This window comes from Kitasatospora cinereorecta (genome assembly GCF_024172095.1).
In the GTDB taxonomy this organism is placed as follows: Bacteria; Actinomycetota; Actinomycetes; order Streptomycetales; family Streptomycetaceae; genus Kitasatospora; species Kitasatospora cinereorecta.
Genome location: NZ_JAMZDX010000005.1, coordinates 622994 through 637681, shown reverse-complemented (window position 1 = coordinate 637681; position 14688 = coordinate 622994). Strand labels below are relative to the sequence as shown.

Genomic DNA, 14688 nt, shown 5'->3' with positions numbered 1-14688 from the left:
TCGGCCGGTGGGCGACGCGCTGACCAGGGAGTGAACGGTCGGGCGTCGCCTCCGCCCGGGCCTGCGACTCCCTGACCTGTCCCCGAGCGATATGATCGCTCGGCGACATGCTCCTTGGGCGATTATCTCGGCAGCAGATATATTCTTCCTGTGTCCACCTCAGCCGCCCGCCCCGCCCGTTCGCTCGCCGAGCGGCTGCTCGCCGAGCACCCCCGACCCCGCGTGGTGGCGCGCTGGCGCCACGCCCACTGGCTGGCGGTCGCCACCGTCTGCCTCGGCGCGTTCCTCGGCCAGCTGACGGCGAGCGTCACCTCGCTCGTCTTCCCCGCCCTCCAGCAGCGCTTCGACACCAACTTCGCCGCCGTCGAGTGGGTCTCGCTGGCCTACCTGCTCGTCCTCGTCGCCCTGCTCGCCCCGGTCGGCCGGCTCTCCGACCTGGTCGGTCGCAAGACCATGTACATCGGCGGCTTCGCCGTCTTCGCCCTCGCCTCGCTCGGCGCGGGCATGTCCGGCAGCCTCGGCCTGCTCATCGCCTGCCGGGCCGTCCAGGCGGTCGGCGGCGCGATGATGCAGGCCAACAGCGTCGCCCTGGTGGCCCGCGGCGTACCGGAGCGGGCGATGCGCACCGCGCTCGGCATCCAGGCCGCCGCGCAGGCGCTCGGCCTCGCCCTCGGGCCGACCCTCGGCGGGCTGCTGGTCACCCACGCCTCGTGGCGGTGGGCGTTCTGGGTCAATGTACCGATCGGCGTGCTGGGCATCGCGGCCGGCTGGTACCTGCTGCCCCGCACCCACCCGGAGGGCCGCCCGGACCGCCGCCCCGCCGAGCGCGAGGCCCGCTTCGACCTGCCGGGACTGCTGCTGCTCGCCGGCTGCTCGACCGCGCTGCTGCTCGCCCTCTCGGCCGCCTCCGGCCTGCCGCTGCCCGGCTGGGCCGTCGCCGGCCTGCTGCTCGCCGCGGCCGGCCTCGGCGTCGCGCTGACCCGGCAGGAGCAGCGCGCGGACCGTCCGATCATCCCGCCCGGCCTGGTCAACACCCCCGGCATCCGGGCCGGCCTGCTGATCGCCCTGGTCGGCTACCTGCTGCTGTTCTGTCCGCTGGTGCTCGGCCCGGTGATGCTGGCCGGTGCGGGCGTGTCCGCCGCCACCGCCGGACTGGTGATCACCGCCCTGCCCGGGGCGTTCGCCCTCGCCGCCACGGTCGGCGGCGGCCTGCTGCCCGGCGACTGCGCGGACGCCACCCGCTGCCGCTGGGGCGCCCTGACCGCCGGCGGCGGCCTGCTCGCGCTCGCCGCGCTCCCGGTCGGTCCGCTGACCGTCGCGCTCCCGCTGCTCGCGGTCGGCTACGGCCTCGGCCTGCTGCTGCCCGCCAACAACGCCCTGGTGATGCGGGCCGTCCCGGCGGAGAGCTCGGCGGTCGGCGGCGGGCTGGTCAGCATGGTGCGCGGCCTCGGTACGGCGCTGGGCACCGCGCTGCCGGTCCTCGCGGTGCACTTGGCCGGGCACGCCACCGGCGGGCGCGCCGTCCTGGTGCTGCTCGCCGGTACGGCGGTGCTGGCGGCCGCGCTCACCGGGGTCGGGATACGCCGCCGGGCCTGAGCCGGGGGATCGGTCCCGGCCAATGTCCAGCGCAGCAGCGCAGCAGCGCGAAGGGCGCCGCCGGACCGCAGTGGTCCGGCGGCGCCCTTCGGACGGGCGCCCGGTCAGGAGAGCGGCTTGGCGCCGCGCTCCGCGAGCATGCCGGTGATCAGGTCGATCTCGGCGAGCTGCCCGTTGACCATGGTCTGGGCGAGGTGCTTCTCGACCGCGTTGGAGCCGGCGTCGACGTAGCCCTGGGCCATCGCCACGCCGCCCTTGTGGTGCTCGATCATCAGCTGCAGGTAGAACACCTCGGCGTCGCGGCCGCTGAGCCCGCGCAGCTTGTCGAGGTCGGCGTTGGTCGCCATGCCGGGCATCAGCGACCCGTCGTGGGCCTCGTAGGTGTGCCCCATCCACGCCATCGGCTTGGCCGGCGAGGACTGGGTCAGCCCCCACTGGTCGAGCCAGCCCATCAGCATGCCGCGCTGGTTGGCCTGGGTGTTGATGATGTCGAACGCCAGGGTGCGGACCGCCTGGTCCTGGGTCCGGTCGCGGACGATGAACGACATGTCGATCGCCTGCTGGTGGTGCGCGGCCATGTCCCGGGCGAAGCCGGCGTCGGCCGAGTCCGTCGCGGGCACCGCGGCCGCCGCCGGAGCCGTACCGGAGGCGCTGCCGCCCCCGGCGACCAGCGCCGGTACGCCGAGCGCCAGCGCGACCACGGCCGCCAGGGCGGCCGGCCACCACAGCGCCCGCCGCCGGCCCCGTGCGGCCGGGGTCCCGTCCTGGACGTCCTGGACGTCCTGCTCGGCGGCCGCGGCGCCGTCCTCGGCGCCGGTCACATCGAGCCCGTGCTGCAGGAGGCGCCCGGCTCCTGGGTCTGCGGACCCTGGACGTACTTGGTGAAGAACTTCTCGACCCGCGGGTCGTCCGCCTTGTCGACGACCAGCTGGGTGCCCCAGGCGGAGAGGGTGATGGTGCCCTTCTCGTCCGGGTAGGGGCTCATCAGCGAGTACGGGGTCGCCTTGACCTTGTCCGAGAGGGCCTTGATGTCCTCCGGGGTGGCCTTGCCGTTGTACGTCACCCAGACGGCGCCGTGCTCCAGGGAGTGGACGGCGTTCTCGTTCTTCACCGGCTGGTCGTAGACGTTGCCCATGCAGCCGAGCCAGACCGGGTTGTGGTCGCCGCCGACCGGCGGGGTCTGCGGGTAGGTGACCGGCGTGGTGACGTGGTTGCGGGAGAGGTTGTCGAAGGTCTGCACGCCGTCGATCGGGACGTTGGCGGCGTCCTTCTTCGCCTGCGCGGCGGCCTTGGCGGAGGCGTCCTTCTGGTCCTGCTTGTGCTTGGCGCCGAGGGTGATCCAGGTGACACCGCCGATCATGGCGGCGACGACCGCGGAGGCCACGGCGATGGTGACGGCCCGGTTGCGCTTCTCGCGGCGCTCCTCGGCGGCGCGCAGCTCGGCGATCCTGGCCCGGCGCTCGGCCTGGGCGGCCTTGCCGTTGGGCTTGTTCGACGCCTTGTTGGACTGCTTCGAGGCGGAACCCATGGAGTCATTCCTTGTCCCCGCCGTGCGGCTGGCACGGCGGTATGAGGGGGTGGCGGGGGCAGCGGAGCCGCCGGGCGGGAGGCCGTGACGGCCGGACCCGGCGGTGGGTTCCGCTCAGGAGCGATGGACCTGCAGGACGTGGATGTCCGGGGCGTGATCGGTGCCGACGAGCGCGCCCGGCGGCGTGCACTGCGGCAGCGCGGCCGGCGCCACCAGCCGGGGCAGCACGGCTGCGGCCGGCTGCGGCGGGGCGTTGGGGAGCTGCGACTCGGGCGCGCAGAACGCGTGACTGGAACAGCCGTTGCCCGGCATCGGGCGCTCGCCCTCGGCGGCGCACCAGACGTACGGGATGCCGTCCCGGCTCTCGACCGTCACGGCGGTGGTGCGGTGGTGGGCGGTGGCTGCCGCGGGACCGGCGGTGTGGGCGGCCGGCGTGGGGTGCGGTCCGGACAGCGCCCGCGCCGTCCCGGCGCACGGCAGCACGGTCAGCAGGCCGATCAGCACCAGGGACCAGAGCACCACGGCCGGGCGGCGGTCCGCGACAACGGACCTTCCCCGGATGGGCTCGAACGATCCTGGCGCGGTCATGCGCACATATTAATCAGCCGAACGGGTGATGCGATGCCCCGCACAGGACTTCATTTTCCCGTTGCCCATGGGATGTTCGGACGTCTTAAGTCCCTGTTCGGGGCGGTTTCGGAGGGACTGGAGTGCCGATTGTGACCGTGGCCGGAACCACGTGCCCACCGCTTTCCGTGATGTGGGCGATTCCCGGACAGTGCTCTCGTCGTTGGGGACAATGACGTCGAGTCCGGCAAGAATCCGACCGCTCGGCGGACGGCACGCACACGGTACCCAGGGACGAGGAGCGGCCAGTTGAGCGACCAGGGCGCACCCCCGCAGCAGCAGCGGCCCGAGGACGGCTGGTGGCAGGCGGTCTACGCGGGCCCCGCCGACACCCTCCCCGAGACCCCGCCGGGCACCGCGGACACCGCCACCGTCGACGACCGGTTCGAATCCGCCGTCGGGCTCATCGGCCCGCCGCGTCCCCCGGCCGACGGGGCGAGCGCTGCGCCCCGCCCGCACCCGGAGGCCGACGCCGGTGCTCGCAGCGGTCGGTCGGCCCGGGCCGCCGAGGCATGGTCCGATCCGGCGGCCGGTGCAGCCGACCCAGTACCGCCCGCCCCGCCCGCCCCGACTGCGGACGAGCCCGCCGACACCGCGTCGAGCGCGGGTGGCGAGACCCGCGTGCCCCGGCCCTGGGTGCCGACCGCCGACACCCCCGCCGATCCGCGCTGGCCCGTCACCCCGGCCCACCCCGAGCCCGACCCCGTCCCGGGGAGTCCGGACGCCTCGCACGCCGGTCGCTGGGCCGGTGCGCCGGACGGGCCCCAGCTCGACAAGGCTTCCGCCGGAGCAGCCGCCGCCCCGGCGGCCGTCGTACCCGAGGCGCCGGTGGATCCCGCCGACGGTGACACCTCGGCGGTGCCCCGGGTGGCGCCGCCGTCGGAGCTGTTGCGTTCGCGGGTGGAGGAGGCGGTGCCGCACGTCGGTGAGCGGCCGCCCACGTACGGGCCGGAGCCGACGGCGATGCCGGCCGCCGATCCGGAGCGGCTGGCGGCGGCGGTGGCGGACACGGTCCTGGACGGCGCGCAGTACGGCAACGCCGTCCTGCGGGCGGCGTCGGTCCGCGGCGACTCGGCCCGCTTCCGGGGCGAGCCGCGGCGGGACGCGCTGCTGACGGTGCGCTTCGGCAGCGGCGAGGACGGGCTGCTGCTCGCGGTGCTGGCGGCCCCCGCGCGGGAGGCGGAGGCGCACTGGGGTTCCGCCGCCGCGGCGGAGGCGGTGCGCCAGCTGGCCGGTGCGGTGGGCCGCAGCCGGGCCGAGCTGGCCGCCGATCTGCGGGCGGGCGCCCGGGACCGGCTGCGGTACGGGCTGCAGCGGCTGGCCACCCAGGCCGCCGTGGTGCTCCGCAGCGGCCACCCCGAGTCGCCGGACGCCGAGCAGGCGTCGCTGCACTGCCTGATGGTGTCGCTCGACCCGGCGGCCTCCCACCGCGCCGCGTTCGGCACCGGTCCGGGCGGCCTCTACCTGCTCAGGTCGGGCCACTGGATCGACGCGTACGGTGCGCGGCTGCTGCACCACCCGGACGGGCAGCCGGCGTTGACGGCGGAGTCGGCGCAGGTGCCGCGGCCGTTCCGGTTCCGGCTGGTGCCCGCGACCCCGGGCGACATCCTGCTGCTGTGCACCCCGGGCCTGGCCACGCCGGTCTCCGAGGAACCGGCCGTGGCGCACTTCCTCTCCAGCCACTGGGCCCACCCGCATCCGCCGGGCACGGTGGACTTCCTCCGGCAGGTCCAGGTCCGGGCCAAGGGCTACGCGGACGACCGGACCGCCGCCGCGCTCTGGACGGAGTGAGGACGCGGTCCCGGTTCAGGCACCGAGCAGGACGGCGGTGACCGAGGCGACCTGGGCGGTGGCGGTGGCGCGGTCGGCGCCGGGCAGGCCGATGGCGACCGGGACGGCGAAGCCGTCGAGCAGTGCACGGAGCTGGGTGGCCCGGTGCTGCGCGCTCGTGCCGCCGCCCAGGTCGCCTCGGTCACCGCCGCCGACCGGCCCACCGCCGCCCTCCGTGAAGACGCCGGACGCGACGCCCTCCTCGATCAGTCCGACCAGGTCGGCCTGCCAGGGCGCCTCGATCTCCAGCTGGCCCTGCCGGATCTCCGCGCTGGCCGGGGAGCGTCCCCACACTTCGAGCCAGAGGATCCAGCGCGGATCGCCGGGGCCCTCCGGCAGGTAGAGGCCGATGTACGCGGCGAGCCGCTCCCGGACGCCGGAGCCGGGTCGGCGGAGCGCCTCGCGGCGGCGCTCGCCGAGCTGCTCCTCGCTCCAGCGCAGGGTCTCCAGCAGCAGCTGGTCCTTGCTTCCGAAGTAGTAGAGGAGGTGCCCGGCGCTCATCTGGAGCTGCTTGCCGAGGCCGGCCATGGTCAGCTTGGCGAGGCCGTGTTCCGCGATCGCCGCCCGCGCGGCCGCGAACACCTCCTCGCGCGGTCGGGCCGGACGTCGCGCCCGCACCTGCGCCATCTGCACTTCCTCCGGTTCTCGTGGCCGACGGTCCTCGTGGCCGATCGCGCCGATCGCACGAAGTCCCCACGATACGGCGTACGGCCGCGGCTCCCCGGCGGGTCTCACCAGCCGCTGTGGTCGCGGCCCTGCTCGGTCTCCTGGTGGCCGGCCTCGCGGCCCGCCTCGTAGACCTTGCGGACGAACGCGGCGGCGCGCTCCTGGTCGAGGTCGTCGGTGATCCGCATCAGCTCGTCGGTGAACTCGATCAGCCAGTGTGTCGTCATGCCCCCATGACACCCCGACCGGGGAGCCGGGGCGCGCCGGGCTCGGCCGGATGTCGGCATGCCCGGTCACGCGGTGGCGGCTCAGCCGCGCCGGGGTTCCCAGCGGAGCAGGCGGCGGGAGAGCACCGCGGTGGCGGCCAGCCAGGCGGCGATCATCAGCAGGGACGGCCCCGCCGACACCCACCCGTGTACAGGTCAGCTCTCGGCCGGAGCCTCGTAGAGGGCCAGTGCGATCCACGGATCGGCCTCGCAGCGGCGCAGCATCCAGCCGGACAGCAGGCCGCCCGGGCCGGTCAGCGCCCGGCAGGCGTCGGCGAGGCGGCGCTCCGCCGTCAGCAGGCCGTCCGCCTCTACATAGCAGATCCCGGCGAGCGCCCCCGGGTCGGTGCGGATCCGCGCATGGTCCAGCCGGGCCCCCAGGGCGCGCAGCAGCGCCGTCAGCGCGGCCCGGACGGCCGGCACCGCGGGCTCGCCCGGAGGCGTCCCGTCCGGTGCTGCGAGCTCCAACCGGATCGCGTACATTCCTCAAGCCTGACGGATCGACAGATCGCCTGTACGCGGGCTCCGGTGGCAGATCGACGCCTGGCAGGAAGATGACACGCGCCGCGATGCTCTCCAGATTTCGCCCACTCCGCCGGACGGAACTGCGCCCAAAGGTGTTCTACAGATCCCGATTTGACGCCTGCTCGCCGAGGGCCTCACCGACGAACGCGCCGGGCAGCGGCTCGGCGTCTCGCTGCGCACCGTCCGGCGGATGATGGCCGACCTGATGGTGCGGATGGACGCCCGCAGCCGCTTCCAGGCCGGCATCCAGGTGGCCGCCCTCGGCTGGCTCACCGGAGCCGAGGCCGAGGGCGTCACCACGTAGTCGTACGGCCGCTGTCAGCCGATCTGGGCGGCGTAGCCCGTCTCGGCCGAGAAGCCCCAGCTCGGGGCCTTGTCCCACGGGTTGGGCAGGGTGTCGTCGGTGGCGTACACGTAGCCGGCGCCGCGGGTGAAGGCGGTGTTCAGCGCGGTGTGCATCTCGGTGGCGCCCGGGACGCCGTGCACCAGGTGCCAGAACGCGGTGCCGCTCGGGTCCAGCGAGGCGCCCGAGTAGTAGCCGGCGGTCGAGTTGAACACGTTCCCGCCGAGCCAACCGCCCCCGGTGTACTGGGCGTAGGTGTTCTCGAACGTCACGAAGGTGTCGGCGGTGCGGTGGCCCGGCTCCAGGAAGCAGTCCGCGATCGCGGTGCCCGGGTTGTCCACCACCAGCTCCTGCACGGACGGGTCGATCGCGGACACCGTCTCCTGCACGTACTGGCGCAGGTCCAGGTAGTAGTCGCGGGCGCTGTTGCCGGTGCCGCAGTCGCGGCTGACCGTGTCGACGAAGATGCCGTCGACGTGCAGCTTGCCGTCCGCGGTCTTCAGGTAGTTGTCGATCGACGCCTTCACCGCGGCGGGCGAGCGGGTCGCCCACTCGGTGTGCACGTAGCCCAGCACCTTGGTGTGCCCCCCGGTGGCCGTGGTCCGGGCCCGCAGCGCGTCGGCCTGGGCCTGCCAGGACGCGTCGAACGGGTTGTCGCCGTTGTTCGGGTTCAGCACCACGATCGACGCCGCCGGCGTCGCCGCCTGCAGCCCCGTGACCATCGCGTCCCCCGGGTACACGTACGCCGGCACCGCGACCTCGAGCCCTCGCGTCCCTGCCGACGCCTGCGGCGCGGCCGCCCCCAGGGCCAGCACCGCCCCCGCCGCCACGGCCGTCATCGCCCGCACGCCTGCACGCATTTCCGCATCCCCCTCGTTCATGTGTGCGACCCTGACGGCCGCTCGGCCCCATCGTACGCACACGCCACAGCCGCCCCGCGGAACCTCCGCGGGGCGGCTCGGCCGGCCGGACGGCGGGTCAGGCGCGCGGCTGCTGCTGGGTGATGCAGTGGATGCCGCCCCCGTTGGCGAAGATCTCGGTGGCGTCCACGAGTTCGACGGTGCGGCCGGGGTAGGCCTTCTCCAGGATGGCCTTGGCCTCGTCGTCGCGCGGGTCGTTGAAGGCGCACAGGACGACCGCGCCGTTGGCGACGTAGTGGTTGATGTAGGAGTAGTCGACCGGCTCGCCGTCCTCGTCGAGGAGGACGGTGGGGGCGGGGAGTTCGATCACCTCGAGGGTGCGGCCCCGGGCGTCGGTGGAGGCGCGCAGGAGGTCGACGATCTCGCGGCAGACCTCGTGGTCGGGGTGGGCGGGGTCGGGCTGGACGTGGGCGACGACGGTGCCGGGCCGGACGAAGGAGGCGACGATGTCGATGTGGCCGCGGGTGCCGAACTCGTCGTAGTCGCGGGTGAGTCCGCGCGGCACCCAGATCACCTTGGTGGTGCCGAGGAAGGCGTTGAGCTCGGCCTCGACCTGCTCGCGGGTCCAGTCGGAGTTGCGGCCCTCACCGAGCTGCACGGTGTCGGTGACCAGGACGGTGCCCTCGCCGTCGACGTGGATGCCGCCGCCCTCGTTGATCAGGCGGGAGGCGAAGCGCCGGACGCCGGTGAGTTCGGTGATGTGCTCGGCGACGTGCTGGTCCTTGTCCCAGCGGGCCCAGGACTGGGCGCCCCAGCCGTTGAAGATCCAGTCGGTGGCGGCCACCGCGCCGTTGCCGTCGATCAGGAAGGTGGGGCCGATGTCGCGCATCCAGGCGTCGTCCAGCGGCCGTTCGACGATCTCGACCTCGGGGGAGACGTAGCCGCGGGCGGTCCCGGTCTCGCCGGTGTTGACGACCAGGGCGACGGGCTCGTACCGCACGATGGTGTTGGCCACGGCGGCCCAGGCCCGGCGGCCGGCGTCGAGATGCTCGGGGCTGTCGAAGGTGGGGTTCTCGGTGGGGAACGCCATCCAGGTGCGCTCGTGCGGGTGCCATTCGGCGGGCATGCGGAAGCCGAGCTCGGCGGGGGTGGTGGTCATCGCGGTCACGGGTCCTAAGCGGTGGGGGAGGGTTCAGAGGAAGTAGAGGCGGCTGAGCGAGACGCTGTCGGCCGGGTCGGAGCGCAGCGGGGAGCCGTCGAGGGAGACCAGTCCGGTCTCGGAGACGTCGACGTGGCCGACCCGGGCGTTGCGTACCATGGAACGCGGGCCGATGCCGCGGGTGCCGCGGACGCCCACCCGGCGGCGGCGGGTGGGGAGTTGGTCGGCGGCGACGTCCAGATAGGAGGCCTCGGCGGCGGCCTGGGAGACGAAGGCGACCGAGATGTCCGCGGCGGTGGCGCCGTGCGCGCCGAACTGCGGTCCGAGGACGAGCGGTTCGCAGCGGTCGGTGGAGGCGTTGGGGTCGCCGGTGACGCCGTACGCGGGGAAGCCGGCCTTGAGGACGAGCTGCGGCTTGGCGCCGAAGTGGTCGGGGCGCCAGAGCACGATGTCGGCGAGCTTGCCGACCTCGATGGAGCCGACCTCGTGGGCGAGGCCGTGGGCGATGGCCGGGTTGATGGTGAGCTTGGCGATGTAGCGCAGGACGCGCTCGTTGTCGTCGCCGCTCTCGGCGGTGCCGTACGAGCCGGTGCCGTCCATCGGGCCGAGTTCGGCCTTCATCTTGCCGGCCATGGCGAAGGTGCGACGGACGGTCTCGCCGGCCCGGCCCATGCCCTGGGCGTCGGAGGAGGTGATGCCGATGACCCCGAGGTCGTGCAGCACGTCCTCGGCACCCATGGTGCCGGCCCGGATCCGGTCGCGGGCCATGGCGGCGTCGCCGGGCAGGTCGACCTTGAGGTCGTGCGCGGAGACGATCATGCCGAAGTGCTCGCCGAGCGCGTCCCGGCCGAACGGCAGGGTGGGGTTGGTGGAGGAGCCGATGACGTTCTCCACGCCGGCCATCTTGAGCACGTTGGGCACGTGTCCGCCGCCGCAGCCCTCGATGTGGAAGGCGTGGATGGTGCGGCCCTCGAGGACGGCGATGGTGTCCTCGACGGAGAGGCACTCGTTGAGGCCGTCGGTGTGCAGGGCGACCTGCACGTCGTACTCCTCGGCGACCCGCAGCGCGGTGTCCAGCGCCCGGGTGTGGGCGCCCATGTCCTCGTGCACCTTGAAGCCGGAGGCGCCGCCCTCGGCCAGCGCCTCCACCAGCGGGGCCGGGTCGGAGGACGAACCGCGGCCCAGGAAGCCGATGTTGACCGGCCAGGCGTCGAAGGCGTTGAACGCGTGCCGCAGCGCCCAGGGCGAGTTGACGCCGACGCCCCAGACCGGGCCGAACTCCTGGCCGATGATGGTGGTGACACCGGAGGCGAGCGAGGCCTCCATGATCCGCGGCGAGAGCAGGTGGACGTGGGTGTCGATGGCGCCCGCGGTGGCGATCATGCCCTCGCCGGAGACGATGGTGGTGCCGGTGCCGACCACCACCTCGACGCCGTCCATGGTGTCCGGGTTGCCCGCCCGGCCGACGGCGGCGATCCGGCCGTCGATCAGACCGATCGAGGTCTTGCGGATGCCCTGGATCGCGTCGATCACCACCACGTTGGAGATGACCACGTCGCAGGTGTCGCGGACGGCGGCGGCCTTGAGGTGCAGGCCGTCGCGGGCGGTCTTGCCGAAACCGGCCAGGAACTCGTCGCCGGGCGCCTGGGAGTCGTGCTCGATCCGGATGATCAGACCGCTGTCGCCGAGCCGGATCCGGTCGCCGGCCCGGGGGCCGTGCACCGAGATGTAGTCATGAGGGGTGATGGAGGTCATGACTCCACCTCCGTGTCGTCGAAGTCGATCAGGTATCCGGTGGCGCGCGCCTTCTCCAGGGCGGCCTCCTTGGCACCGGGGGCGTCCAGCGGGCCGTCCACCAGGCCGGCGAAGCCGATCGCGACCCGCTCGCCGCCGATCGGGACCAGCCCGACCTCGACGGTGCGGCCCGGGTCGAAGCGGACTGACGAGCCGGCCGGTACCGCGAGGTGGGTGCCGTACGCGGCGGCCCGGTCGAAGGCCAGGCGCGGGTTGGCCTCGAAGAAGTGGAAGTGCGAGGTGACCGAGATCGGCACGGCGGAGGTGTTGTGGACCGGCAGGACCACGCTCTCCTCGACCGGGTCGTAGCCCTCGCCGGTACCGGGCAGGGCGGCGCCGGGCGCGTCGTCGCCGAGCGATCCGGCGCCGCGGAAGGGGTCGTTGACCACGGCGAGCCGGGTGCCGTCGTCGAAGACGGCCTCCACCTGGACCACGGTGACCACGTCCGCCACGCCGGGCAGGACGTCGTCGGCGCTCAGCACGGTCCGGCCGGCCTCGATCGCCTCGGCGAGGCGCCGACCGTCGCGGGCCGCCTCGCAGACGGTGTCGGCGATCAGCGCGGTGGCCTCGGGCACGTTCAGCTTCACGCCGCGGGCGCGGCGGGCGCGGGCCAGTTCGGCCGCTGTGAAGATCAGCAGCCGGTCCCGTTCGGTGGGGGTCAGTCGCACGGTTCCTCGCTCGCGGGTGCCAGGGGTCCCCCGGACCGGGGGCCGGGGGCGGGGTGGATGTGGTTAGAACGTCGTTCAAACATCTGGGGCCCATTGAACCCGGGCCCGGCCGCCGTGTCCAGCGTTGCTCGCGGCGTGGTCGTCGGCGAGGTGGGCGTCGCAATCGAGTATCAGGTCCCTGATGGATGTATCAGGAACCTGATATACATATGGGACCTGATGTCGATCAGGCTTCGTACTCTCTGGGGGAGACCCGTCATGCGAGCAGTCCGCTACACCCGAACCGGCGGCCCCGAGGTCCTGGAGACCGTCGAGCTCCCGGAACCGCAGCCCGGCCCCGGCGAGGTCGCCGTCGACGTCACCCACGCCGGCGTCCACTTCGCCGACGTGATGTTCCGCCGCGGCCAGTTCCCGATTGACCTGCCCGCCGTGCCCGGCCTCCAGGTGGCGGGCACGGTCGCCGCCCTCGGCGAGGGCGTGACCGGCCTGCGGGTCGGCCAGCCGGTCGCCGCCGTCCCGCTCGGCTTCGGCGGCCACGCCGAACGGGTCGTCGCCGGCGCCCTCACCACCGTCCCGCTGGAGGGCGAACTCGCCGCACTGGCACCCGCCACGGCCGCCGCCACGGCCGTCAACGCGACCACCGCCGTCGGCACCCTGCGCGGCGCCGCCCGGATCACCGCCGGCGACCGGGTCCTGGTCACCGCCGCCTCCGGCGCACTCGGCACCCTGCTCGGACAGCTCGCCCGCGCCCTCGGCGCCGCCCTCGTCGTCGGCGCCGCGAGCACCCTTGAACGCGCCGAGCGCGCGGTCGCCGCCGGCGGCTTCGACCACGGCCTCCCGTACGGCGAACTCGCCCGGCACACCCCCGACCTGACCGGCGGCGCCGGCTTCGACGTGGTGATCGACTCGGTCGGCGGCGACCTGCGCGGGCAGGTGGCGCCGCTGCTCGCCGTCCTCGGCCGACACGTGGTCATCGGCAACGCCGCCGACCACGACCTCACCCTGGCGGCCAATCAGGTCTGGTACGACAGCTTCACCCTGGCCGGCTACAACCTCGGCGGCGTTGCCGCCCGCCGGCCCGACCTGTTCCGCGCCCACCTGGAGGAGGGGCTGCGCCTGGTCGCCGACGGGACCCTGCGACAGGAGGTCGAGGAGATCGGCTGGTCCGACGTCGCCCGCGCGCACGCCCTGCTGGAGGAGCGGCGCGGCAGCGGGGCGTACGTGCTGCGGGTCCGCTAAGGCCTGTCTGACCATTCCCGCCGGGCGGCCGCCGCCGGAGCGCGCACCTCGCCGGCTTGTCGTCGGTCGCCGATGCTCCGCATGGACTCCCTCCTCCGCACCGCCGAGCTACGCTCCCTCCTTGCCCGCCAGCGGGCAGGAGGGGCCCATCAACGCCGCCCGCTGATCCGACGGGAATGGTCAGACAGGCCTAGGCCCCAGGCAGGGGGCGGTGCCGGGGATACTGGGCTGGTTGGACCGTTCCCGAGGAGGCCCCGGCCATGACCACCGACCCGTCCGCGCTGCTGGCCGGCGCCGCCGGCAGCGGGCAGCGCCTGGGCCTGGCGCTCAAGCAGGCCGAGCAGGCCATGATGGCCGCCAAGGCGGAGGCGCTGCGCGACCTCGGCCTGACGGTGCCGCAGTACGCGGTGCTGCTGCAACTCGCCGACCGGCCCGGCCGGTCCGGCGCGCAGCTGGCCCGCGGCGCCGCCGTCACCCCGCAGACCATGGCCGGCGTGCTCGCCAACCTGGAGGCCAAGGACCTGATCGCGCGGGAGCCCTCCGAAGTGCACGGCAAGGTCCTGGTCACCCGGCTCACCGACGCGGGCCGCGACCTCCTCACCGAGGCGGACGCCCGGGCGGTCGGCGTCGAGGCGGCGCTCTGGTCGGCCTTCGACGACGCCGAGCGGGAGCTGTTCCGCGCCTTCCTGCAGCGCGCCACCGCCGCCCTCGGCCGCTGACACCCGCACCCCGAGTCGCACCCGGGGCCGCCGCAAACCTCCGCGGCGGCCCCGGCCGGATCATTCGCACGCCCTTCGAGCCCTCCTTCACCCCACGTGACCGGGGATTCACTGTTGCGAACCGCTTCAAGTGGGCATGAGGATGGTCGACAAGCGGCCGTCGAACGGGTGGGGGACCCGGGCGGCCGTCCGGAACAAGGTGCGGGGGCGTACGTTGATGGATGGTCAGGCAGGTTTCCCGCGGCAGCGGTCGGGCTCGCACGAGGAGACGCCCGCCCGGACCCGCCCGGTGGAAGGCCCACCGCCCGTGCACGAACCCGGCTGCGCCCTGCACCGGCGACTGCACGCGGCCCTCGACCCGGCGGACCTGGTCGCGGTCGGCGCGATCCGCCACCGGCTGCGCGCCGCGCTCGACCGCTGGGGGGTGCCCGAGCTCGCCGACACCGCCGAACTCCTCGCCTCCGAGCTGGTCACCAACGCGCTGGTGCACACCGGCCACGGCGCGGTGTTCGACGCGGTGCTCACCGCCGAGCAGCGGCTGCGGATCGAGGTGCACGACGGCACCACCCGGCTGCCCGGCCGCCGCCACCCGAGCGAGTCCGCCACCTCGGGCCGCGGCCTGCTGCTGGTGGAGGCGCTGGCCGACGACTGGGGGGTCCAGCTGCGCGGTGACGGCAAGGTGACCTGGTTCGAGCTCGGCGCGGCCTGAGCCGCCTCCCGGGCGGGATCCGCGGCCGATCCCGGAATCGTGTGCGATCCGCACCGTCGAATGCGACCCACACCACCGGGTGCATGCCATTGCCGCCTTGCCGAACATACGAGAGGCTAGTGAGAATGTGTGCCAGGAGGCACACGCACCCCACGGCGG

General features: G+C 74.0%; 15 protein-coding genes. 5 read left to right on the top strand and 10 right to left on the bottom strand.

Going from position 1 to position 14688, the window contains the following annotated elements:
- The first annotated feature begins 150 nt into the window (after positions 1–150).
- Positions 151–1596 carry an MFS transporter gene (locus FHR36_RS28525; RefSeq protein ID WP_253801686.1) on the top strand — a complete coding sequence of 482 codons (1446 nt, stop codon included), beginning with the start codon at positions 151–153 and terminating at the stop codon, positions 1594–1596.
- A 104-nt stretch (positions 1597–1700) separates the two neighbouring features.
- Here the strand turns inward: FHR36_RS28525 and FHR36_RS28520 are convergent, their stop codons facing one another.
- From FHR36_RS28520 to FHR36_RS28510, 3 genes are all read right to left on the bottom strand, one after another.
- The gene (locus FHR36_RS28520; protein WP_407660865.1) at positions 1701–2324 is read right to left on the bottom strand and encodes a DUF305 domain-containing protein; all 624 of its coding nucleotides are present in this window, start codon (positions 2322–2324) and stop codon (positions 1701–1703) included.
- A gap of 89 nt (positions 2325–2413) precedes the next feature.
- A complete protein-coding gene (locus tag FHR36_RS28515; RefSeq protein ID WP_253801684.1) occupies positions 2414–3124 on the bottom strand; it encodes a thioredoxin-like domain-containing protein in 711 nt (236 codons plus the stop codon).
- Positions 3125–3238: 114 nt separating this feature from the next.
- Positions 3239–3712: a hypothetical protein gene (locus FHR36_RS28510; RefSeq protein ID WP_253801682.1), complete on the bottom strand. Its 474-nt coding sequence runs from the start codon at positions 3710–3712 to the stop codon at positions 3239–3241.
- A 288-nt stretch (positions 3713–4000) separates the two neighbouring features.
- Between FHR36_RS28510 and FHR36_RS28505 the strand changes: the two genes are divergently transcribed.
- Positions 4001–5542 (top strand): protein phosphatase 2C domain-containing protein, encoded by a 1542-nt coding sequence (locus tag FHR36_RS28505; protein ID WP_253801680.1) that lies wholly within the window; start codon positions 4001–4003, stop codon positions 5540–5542.
- Positions 5543–5557: 15 nt separating this feature from the next.
- Here the strand turns inward: FHR36_RS28505 and FHR36_RS28500 are convergent, their stop codons facing one another.
- From FHR36_RS28500 to FHR36_RS28465, 7 genes are all read right to left on the bottom strand, one after another.
- Positions 5558–6208, bottom strand: a complete 651-nt coding sequence (locus FHR36_RS28500) for a TetR/AcrR family transcriptional regulator (protein WP_253801678.1) — start codon at positions 6206–6208, stop codon at positions 5558–5560.
- A 104-nt stretch (positions 6209–6312) separates the two neighbouring features.
- On the bottom strand, positions 6313–6474 hold the full coding sequence (locus FHR36_RS28495; protein WP_253801677.1) for a hypothetical protein: 162 nt from the start codon (positions 6472–6474) through the stop codon (positions 6313–6315).
- A gap of 195 nt (positions 6475–6669) precedes the next feature.
- Positions 6670–6996 carry a hypothetical protein gene (locus FHR36_RS28490; protein WP_253801675.1) on the bottom strand — a complete coding sequence of 109 codons (327 nt, stop codon included), beginning with the start codon at positions 6994–6996 and terminating at the stop codon, positions 6670–6672.
- Positions 6997–7356: 360 nt separating this feature from the next.
- Complete coding sequence (locus tag FHR36_RS28480) at positions 7357–8241, bottom strand: spherulation-specific family 4 protein (RefSeq protein WP_253801673.1); 885 nt, start codon at positions 8239–8241, stop codon at positions 7357–7359.
- A 118-nt stretch (positions 8242–8359) separates the two neighbouring features.
- The gene (locus tag FHR36_RS28475) at positions 8360–9400 is read right to left on the bottom strand and encodes an agmatine deiminase family protein (protein WP_253801671.1); all 1041 of its coding nucleotides are present in this window, start codon (positions 9398–9400) and stop codon (positions 8360–8362) included.
- A 33-nt stretch (positions 9401–9433) separates the two neighbouring features.
- Complete coding sequence (locus FHR36_RS28470; protein ID WP_253801669.1) at positions 9434–11155, bottom strand: urease subunit alpha; 1722 nt, start codon at positions 11153–11155, stop codon at positions 9434–9436.
- Positions 11152–11862, bottom strand: a complete 711-nt coding sequence (locus tag FHR36_RS28465) for an urease subunit gamma (RefSeq protein WP_253801667.1) — start codon at positions 11860–11862, stop codon at positions 11152–11154. The genes FHR36_RS28470 and FHR36_RS28465 overlap by 4 nt, the downstream gene beginning before the upstream one ends.
- Positions 11863–12120: 258 nt before the next feature.
- On the opposite strand from FHR36_RS28465, the gene FHR36_RS28460 reads away from it, so the two are divergent.
- The 3 genes from FHR36_RS28460 to FHR36_RS28450 all read left to right on the top strand — a co-directional run bounded on the left by FHR36_RS28460 (position 12121) and on the right by FHR36_RS28450 (position 14529).
- Positions 12121–13101, top strand: a complete 981-nt coding sequence (locus FHR36_RS28460) for a quinone oxidoreductase family protein (RefSeq protein WP_253801665.1) — start codon at positions 12121–12123, stop codon at positions 13099–13101.
- Positions 13102–13361: 260 nt separating this feature from the next.
- Positions 13362–13820 (top strand): MarR family winged helix-turn-helix transcriptional regulator, encoded by a 459-nt coding sequence (locus FHR36_RS28455; RefSeq protein WP_253801663.1) that lies wholly within the window; start codon positions 13362–13364, stop codon positions 13818–13820.
- A gap of 307 nt (positions 13821–14127) precedes the next feature.
- Positions 14128–14529, top strand: a complete 402-nt coding sequence (locus FHR36_RS28450; protein WP_253801661.1) for an ATP-binding protein — start codon at positions 14128–14130, stop codon at positions 14527–14529.
- The last annotated feature ends 159 nt before the right edge of the window (positions 14530–14688 follow it).

Bases quoted from the DNA above. Each gene is read 5' to 3' on its own strand.
- FHR36_RS28515 (WP_253801684.1), bottom strand. From the start codon at position 3,124: ATGGGTTCCGCCTCGAAGCAGTCCAACAAGGCGTCGAACAAGCCCAAC.
- FHR36_RS28510 (WP_253801682.1), bottom strand. From the start codon at position 3,712: ATGACCGCGCCAGGATCGTTCGAGCCCATCCGGGGAAGGTCCGTTGTC.
- FHR36_RS28500 (WP_253801678.1), bottom strand. From the start codon at position 6,208: ATGGCGCAGGTGCGGGCGCGACGTCCGGCCCGACCGCGCGAGGAGGTG.
- FHR36_RS28495 (WP_253801677.1), bottom strand. From the start codon at position 6,474: ATGACGACACACTGGCTGATCGAGTTCACCGACGAGCTGATGCGGATC.
- FHR36_RS28490 (WP_253801675.1), bottom strand. From the start codon at position 6,996: ATGTACGCGATCCGGTTGGAGCTCGCAGCACCGGACGGGACGCCTCCG.
- FHR36_RS28480 (WP_253801673.1), bottom strand. From the start codon at position 8,241: ATGCGTGCAGGCGTGCGGGCGATGACGGCCGTGGCGGCGGGGGCGGTG.
- FHR36_RS28475 (WP_253801671.1), bottom strand. From the start codon at position 9,400: ATGACCACCACCCCCGCCGAGCTCGGCTTCCGCATGCCCGCCGAATGG.
- FHR36_RS28470 (WP_253801669.1), bottom strand. From the start codon at position 11,155: ATGACCTCCATCACCCCTCATGACTACATCTCGGTGCACGGCCCCCGG.
- FHR36_RS28460 (WP_253801665.1), top strand. From the start codon at position 12,121: ATGCGAGCAGTCCGCTACACCCGAACCGGCGGCCCCGAGGTCCTGGAG.
- FHR36_RS28455 (WP_253801663.1), top strand. From the start codon at position 13,362: ATGACCACCGACCCGTCCGCGCTGCTGGCCGGCGCCGCCGGCAGCGGG.